1 protein-coding gene is annotated in these 1,746 nt (G+C 75.2%); it reads left to right on the top strand.

Annotated elements, in window-relative coordinates:
• The first annotated feature begins 238 nt into the window (after positions 1 to 238).
• Entirely contained in the window at positions 239 to 1,483 is a 1,245-nt protein-coding gene (locus AC0CYZ_RS00545; protein ID WP_472210989.1) for an IS110 family RNA-guided transposase, read from the top strand.
• Positions 1,484 to 1,746: the final 263 nt, after the last annotated feature.

Raw genomic sequence — 1,746 nt, 5'->3', positions numbered from 1 at the left:
GGGGGCCGTCCACCCTGTACCCTCCAGAGCGTCTGGTCGGCACGCGTCATAAGCTGGCCGGGCGAGCCGGCCCGTCGGGAGCGACCACCGTCCACCTCGTGCCCCGAGCACCATGATGGGACATGTGCCCCGGCGGGCTGGCCACGGCGGACGCCCGGTAGGAAGTCGCGCCTTCGAGCGCCAGTACAGGGACCGGCAGGCGTCGTGGCGGCTCGTGTGACACGGGGGGGCAAGGACCATGGTTGACGACGAGACGACGCGCTGGTTCGCCGGCGTCGATTGGGGCTCGGAGCGGCATCATGCCTGTTTGCTCGATGCCGCCGGGAAGGTCGTGGGCGAGCGGGCGTACGCGCACGGCGGCGCGGGCCTGGCGGCCCTGTGCGACTGGCTGGCGTCCGTGGCCGGCGACCCGGGCGCGGTGGCGGTGGCGATCGAGGTGCCGCACGGGCCGGTGGTGGACGCCTTGCTGGACCGCGGCTTCGCCGTGTACGCGATCAACCCCAAGCAACTCGAGCGCCTGCGCGACCGGTTCAGCGTGGCGGGTGCCAAGGACGACCGGCGCGACGCCCGGGTCGCGGCCTCGGGGGTGCGCACCGACCCGCAGCTGTTCCGCCCCGTGCGGGCCGGCGACCCCGCCATCGTCGAGCTGCGCGAGTGGTCGCGCCTGGCCGAGGAGCTGCAAGGGGAGCGCGTGCGCCTGGCCAACCGCGTCCGCCAGCAACTCTGGCGCTACTACCCGCAGCTGCTGGAGCTCGCCGACGACGTCGCGGCCGAGTGGGTGCTGGCGCTGTGGGAGATGGCGCCGACCCCGGCCGAGGCGACGCGCCTGGGCGAGGCGAACGTCGCCGAACTGCTCCGGCGGCACCGCGTCCGCAGGCTCGACGCCGAAGCGGCGCTCGGCGTGCTACGCCAGCCCGCGATCAAGGTGGCCGCGGGCGTCGCCGGGGCCGCCGTCCTGCACCTGCGCTCCCTCGTGGCCCGCCTGCGCCTGGCCAACGAGGAGTTCCGGCGGGCCGAGCGCACGCTCGAACGGCTCTGCGCCGCCCTGACCGAGAGCGCGTCCGCCGCGGAGGGCGGCAACCCCGGCGACGCGGCGATCTTGAGTTCGCTGCCCGGGGTGGGCACGGTCACGCTCGCCGCCCTGCTGACCGAGGCCGCCGGGCCGATCGCCCGCAGGGACCACGCCGCGCTCAGGACCTTGTCCGGCGTGGCGCCGGTGACCAAGCGCAGCGGCAAGACCTGCGTCGTCACGATGCGCTACGCCGCCCAGGACCGGCTGCGCCAGGCCGTGTTCCACTGGGCCCGCGTGGCCGTGCAACACGACCCCAAGAGCCGCGGCCGCTACGAGGCCCTGCGGGCGCGCGGCCACTCCTACGGCCGAGCCCTGCGCGGCGTCGCCGACCGGCTGCTCGGGGTCGCCTGCGCCATGCTGCGGCGTCGGGTCCTGTTCGACCCCGACCACGGCGCGGCGAAGGCGGTGTAGGCCAAGGCCGTCCCAAGGCCATCCCTTGGTTCGATCGGGACCGCCATCCCTTCGTCCCGACCGGCCCCCGGCCGAGCGCCGCGCGCAAGCGCGGTCCAGGAGGCCGCGTAGCGGCACCGGCGCCCCGCGCCGGCGCGCAGCGTCCTGGACGGCGCGAGCACGGCGCTATGTTCGACGGGATCGGGGCGGCGCACCTCTCGTCAGGGCGGACTGAGGCCCCTCAACCCCTATCGTGCTCTTGACGGCGGGTAGGAAGTCCCATC

This window comes from Actinomycetospora sp. (genome assembly GCF_055612215.1).
The sequence above is the reverse complement of the archived record's forward strand: the minus strand, read 5'-3'. Positions and strand labels throughout refer to the sequence as shown.

What these genes read in the sequence shown, in the direction of transcription:
- AC0CYZ_RS00545 (WP_472210989.1), top strand. Translation starts at nt 239, where the DNA reads ATGGTTGACGACGAGACGACGCGCTGGTTCGCCGGCGTCGATTGGGGC.